The following is a 5,110-nucleotide window of genomic DNA, read 5'->3' on the forward strand; positions in this document are numbered from 1 at the left end:
AACTCAATCTTGGCAATCTCAGTCATCCAAAAGAGACAGATAGTAGCGAAGGGCGAGGAGAAGGCTTTGAGCTAAGAACGGATCAATGGGGTGCGGTACGTGCAGGTCAAGGCTTACTGCTGAGTAGCCATGCACAAGATGGGGCATCAGGTAATCATCTAGATACAACCGCAGCCAAAAGTCAGCTAGAAAGTAACCTAAACAATGCCAAAGCCTTAAGTGAGGTTGCCAAGAACCAACAGACTGATCCTTTAGAGGTCTTAGAACGAATCAAAGAGTTTATCAATACACTGGCTCAACAAGATCCGAAAAAAGCGGATGCATTTAAGTCCGCAGTAATGATGCTGGCTTCACCAAATTCAATTGCACTATCAAGCAATGAAGACATCCACCTCTCTGCGGATGGGCAAATCAGTCATAGTGCTGGCGGAAGCATTAATCTAAGCACACAAAAATCCTTGGTGGGGCATGCGAGTTCAAAGATCAGCCTGTTTGCAGCACAGGAAGGTGCAAGACTTTATGCTGGCAAGGGGAAAGTAGAGATTCAAGCACAGGGTGATGGTGCTGATTTGATTGCACGCAAAGGGATTCAAATCATTTCCACAGAAGATACGATTTATATTACTAGTCCGAAAGAGATTAAGTTGATTAGTGATGGTTCTGAGTTAAAAATCAATGGTTCTGGGGTGTTTGCAACCACAGGTGGTTTGTTTGAAGTAAAGTCTGGGCAGCAGAAGTTTACTAGTGGTGCAAAGGTTGAAATGAAATCTCGTGAATTCAAAGAAACGCCTTGTTATTTAACCTATGAAGCTAAAGACTTACTTGGAAATCCATTAGCGAATAAAAAGTATTTAATGATACTGCAGAATGGTGATGTTATTCAGGGTGTTACGGATAGTCAGGGTAAAACACAAAAAGTAACAACACCATCTCCTGAAAATATCTCTATTTATATAGAAGATGAAAATATTAATAGCTATAATTTAAAAATAAAGGAATAGATTGTGGAAAACTTTTTATTAAAAAATAATCAAAATGGCGATATTTTTAAAGCAAATATACAGCCAAAAAATAATAAACTCATTTTGGTTGTAAAAGATAATGTAGGTAATGTGCTTTCTGGAATAAACTATAAATTAATAGTTAAAAATTTAAGTACAATTGGTCCAAATGTACTACTACAGGACTCCTTTTCAACCAATAGCAAAGGAGAAACGAGAGCAGTATATTTTGATGCTTATTTGACTGCGGAAGTTACTATTTGGCTTGATAGTAAGAAGCCCATAACTAAAGATGATAAAAATGGTGTTTATAGAATAAAATCGGAAAGTTATAGTTATATCAGTACAAGACCAGTTTTTAATAAATCTGGTGATTTAAAAGTAAACAAGAAAGAGACGATTGTTGTAGAAAAACGAATTGATGTTTTACAGAAAGCTTTTATTTTATATCAGGTTTTTATGAGAGTAGGAGGGCAAATAAAGTATTTTCCTAAAGGTAGTTATCGAATATTTAATGAAAAAAATGAAAGATTGGATGCCTCATCAAAACAAATTAAATCCAGTGTATTGAATGAAAAATCAATATCAAATCTGTTATATACGGATCATAAAACTTATATTGAATTTGATTTGAATGGAATTAAATTTAAATCTCCATTAATGGCGCCACTAGTGACTTCAACTAAAGGGAATTTTCATCCTTTTGAAATTAAGCTAAGTAGCACGACTACAAATCCTAAAGAAACTTATACAGCGAGTTTAGGTGCTAAAACAACATTACCGATAATTATTGTACCAAAAACCAATGAAATTTATATTTTACCGATGGATGTTTTTAAGCCGTTCGATAAGTTAACTAAAGATTTTGAGAAATCTATATCTTCAATTTATAAAAATAAAAAAGATTTAGAGTTACAACTTGAAGCAAGAAATCCAACTGACATAAAAAAAATTGAAGAAAGACTGGGTATCGCAAAAAAGGACGCCCTAGACAAAATTAATGGAGAGTTTAAAAACAGTGCAGAAATCCAAGAAGTACTTGTGATTGAAGCAAGTGGAAACTCAAATGGTAATCCAAATATCTTAAGAAGATATGCCAATAAACGTAGAATCGAAGAATTAAGAACTCAACGAATAAATAAAAGCACAACTAAAATCAAGATAACCAGTGATACAAGTACAAATGCTAGAGAAGGGACAGAGGAAATAAACACATCGAATCCTCGAGAGTTTAATGATAGTTTAAAAAAATTTATAAATGGTGTAGGTGTTGAATTAGCGAGTTACAAATCAAAATCAGCGGATGAAAAAAGCATTCGAGATTTGTATTTACCAGTGTTGGGACGTGTGGGTGGAGAGTACTCTAACCAATACAATATGATGAGTGAAAATGATGAACTCACAGTAGATGCGCAGTGGATGAGATTTGTAGGTACAAATGGTACAGAGGCTACGCTTAACTTATCTAAGGAACATTTACATGGTAAAGCTGAAGCAAAGGCGGCTGCAAAATTTGTATTATTTGAGGGACGAGCAAATTGGGACTTTTTTTGGCCATCTAAATACGGTTGGAGTATTGTTTTTGATGGTGGCGATCCCATTGCGACAATTCGAGTTGTTGCTGGTGCCGCATTACAAGGATTTGCAGGTGCAAATCTAGCAATTGCAGGTCAAACGAGTGTCGCGATTGGTAACGTTGCAGGCTATCAAAAACTACAAGCAATTTCACATGATCCTAAAAAATCGATGAAAGATGCAGTTGATGCAGTAAAAGGCTTAAAAGTAGAAGTCAAAAGTAATGAAGATATACCTCCTGATGTGCTAAATAAAGCTCAAGTAGAAGTAAAAGCCTTTGCTGGCGCCCAATTAGCGCTTACTCCAAAAGTTGAATTGCAGTGGTTTAATGCGAATGGAAACCCTCGTGAATCAAGTGGAGAGCCTAAGTTTGAAACATTAGCAAAAGCAGCCGTTACTGCTGGCGTGAGTGGTGGTGCAGGAGCAGAATTTAATTTTTATATGTACATTCACACGAATGGTTCGATCAGGATCAAGTTGGCTGCCCATTTGTGTTATGGGATTGGGGCAAAAGGCGCGGTTGATTTGGAGGTAAATCCTAAAGATTTAGTATCTTTAATGCTGTTTATCAAAAAGAATTTACTGAAAATGGGCTTTATGCATTTGGCTTATATTGCTACTGATTTATTTGAGCAATTATCACAACTTTTTGCGATGCTTGCCGCAAATAATGATTATACAATTTTAAAAAAATATTCTACCCAGTTAAATAATATATCAGATTTTCTCGGTGATGTAAGCCAAGACTTTAGAAAATGGACAGCAACAATTAAATCTGAAGAAGCCAAATTGGCATGCGCTCAAAATATAAATAATAATTTACAGTCATTGATCGGTTTAACACCCAACTCCAAAGGGATCTTGGTATATTCTCTATGTCATTGGAATACTCGTTGGGCACATTATGATGATTTCCCAGCTATAGATTGGGATGGGATTCATTATTTGGATCAACGAAAAACAGCTATTGTTAATATTTTTAAATCAACACTGCATGTAAATGAATGGCGAAATATTATAGAAAGAGTCAATCAGCAAGGTAAAAAAAGTACTGGAAATACAAAAAACCTTGAAAGACATATTATTAATTTTTTAGCCAGTGGTTTAAACTTGGTGCGGTTTCAAATAGAAAATATTGTTTTGGCTCTAAATAACAATACCAAATATACAGGACCTACCAATAAATGGATTAAAGACTTTATAGAAGCAAGAACAAGTTTGGAAGGAATTAAGACATGGCCTTTACCACAAATTGCTTATAATCAGGATGACAGTATTTTTAAACAAGTCAAAATTATGCAGGGATATGATGAAAATAATGAAATTCTATATTTGGCGAGTGCTAACGATAAACCATTATTCTCAGAACCTGATAACGATACATATTTAACGTAAAATATTAAGGATCTTAGGGCATAATAAATATTTCCTAAGATCCGTTTTATGGTTAAAAATGAAATTTAAAATTTCACTGAATAAAAAATATGAGCTTAGACTTTAAACTAATGGGGTCATAGGTATTCTATTTTTGTATAGGCGTTGGACTATTGGCAGCACATCGGACTGAAGTAGTGTAATAGCGAGAAAAATCCTTTCCTTTTAAGCCAGGTTCTTTAAACATTCTTGAAAAAGTAAAGCCAAAAGCAGTCCGAATCATATATTCATCTTTTGCATTTGTACTTCTAAGGACCTTAGCCGTACCTGTTTCAGGTCCTTTGGGATTTTTTTCAGGTGATTTAGAATAATAGTCAGGTGCATACCAGTCAGCGACCCATTCTAAGTTTTCATTGATTAAGTCGTAAAAACCTAATGGAGTAGGCTGATGAGCGCCAAGTTGAGTGATGAGTATTATCGAGTTCTCTGCAACAGTTTCTGTGAATGCTTGTTGTTGTTCATAACTATTAAAGTTTTTACCATATTCTACTTTACCATTATCGGTGGGATAAACCACTTGTTGGCCGCGGTTACGAGCAGCATATTCCCACTGCGCTTCGGTTGGTAAGTCCATAGGTACATTTAATTGTTTGCCTAACCATTGGCAGTAATCACGCGCTTGATACCAATTGAGTCCAGCGGCAGCATCTTTATATCGTAAATCTGAATCTGGATCATCCATAACTTTAGGCTTCCTGTTGCTGCACTATAAGTATCTAAGTCTTCATAACTGGACTTATAGGCATTTAGGCTATAACTATCTAAAGTGACTTTATGTAAAGGTTTACTATGAGCATCACCATCAAAAGGTAATTTTCCTTTATTGACGAGTTCACCGAAGTCACCCATCATAAACGTACCACCTTGTACAAAAATCATATTCTTTTTGGTTTTCTCCACCAATTTTTTAATTCTTTGTTGTAACTCAAGATCGTTTTTTTCATTGGTCTTTTGAGCTGTTGAATTGCTATGCGTCTCATTGGTGGTTTTTGCACAAGCAGATAAGGCTAAAGTGGAGAGTAAAATAGCAATTATATTGTGTTTCATCATTTTTAAATAAGACTATCAATATTTTAGTTTTTATCCTAACTGATAATTGG

2 protein-coding genes and 1 pseudogene are annotated in these 5,110 nt (G+C 35.1%); 2 read left to right on the forward strand and 1 reads right to left on the reverse strand.

What is annotated here, in order from left to right:
* Both ACINWC743_RS04625 and ACINWC743_RS04630 read left to right on the forward strand, forming a co-directional pair.
* The coding region (locus ACINWC743_RS04625) for a DUF2345 domain-containing protein (protein WP_009584547.1) at window positions 1-1,001 on the forward strand (1,001 nt) is incomplete at its 5' end.
* 3 nt (window positions 1,002-1,004) lie between these two features.
* A complete protein-coding gene (locus tag ACINWC743_RS04630) occupies window positions 1,005-3,971 on the forward strand; it encodes a hypothetical protein (protein ID WP_009584546.1) in 2,967 nt (988 codons plus the stop codon).
* A 127-nt stretch (window positions 3,972-4,098) separates the two neighbouring features.
* On the opposite strand, the pseudogene ACINWC743_RS25245 reads toward ACINWC743_RS04630, so the two are convergent.
* Window positions 4,099-5,057, reverse strand: a pseudogene (locus ACINWC743_RS25245) (formylglycine-generating enzyme family protein).
* Window positions 5,058-5,110: the final 53 nt, after the last annotated feature.

Source organism: Acinetobacter sp. WC-743 (assembly GCF_000335555.1).
Lineage (GTDB): Bacteria > Pseudomonadota > Gammaproteobacteria > Pseudomonadales > Moraxellaceae > Acinetobacter > Acinetobacter bereziniae.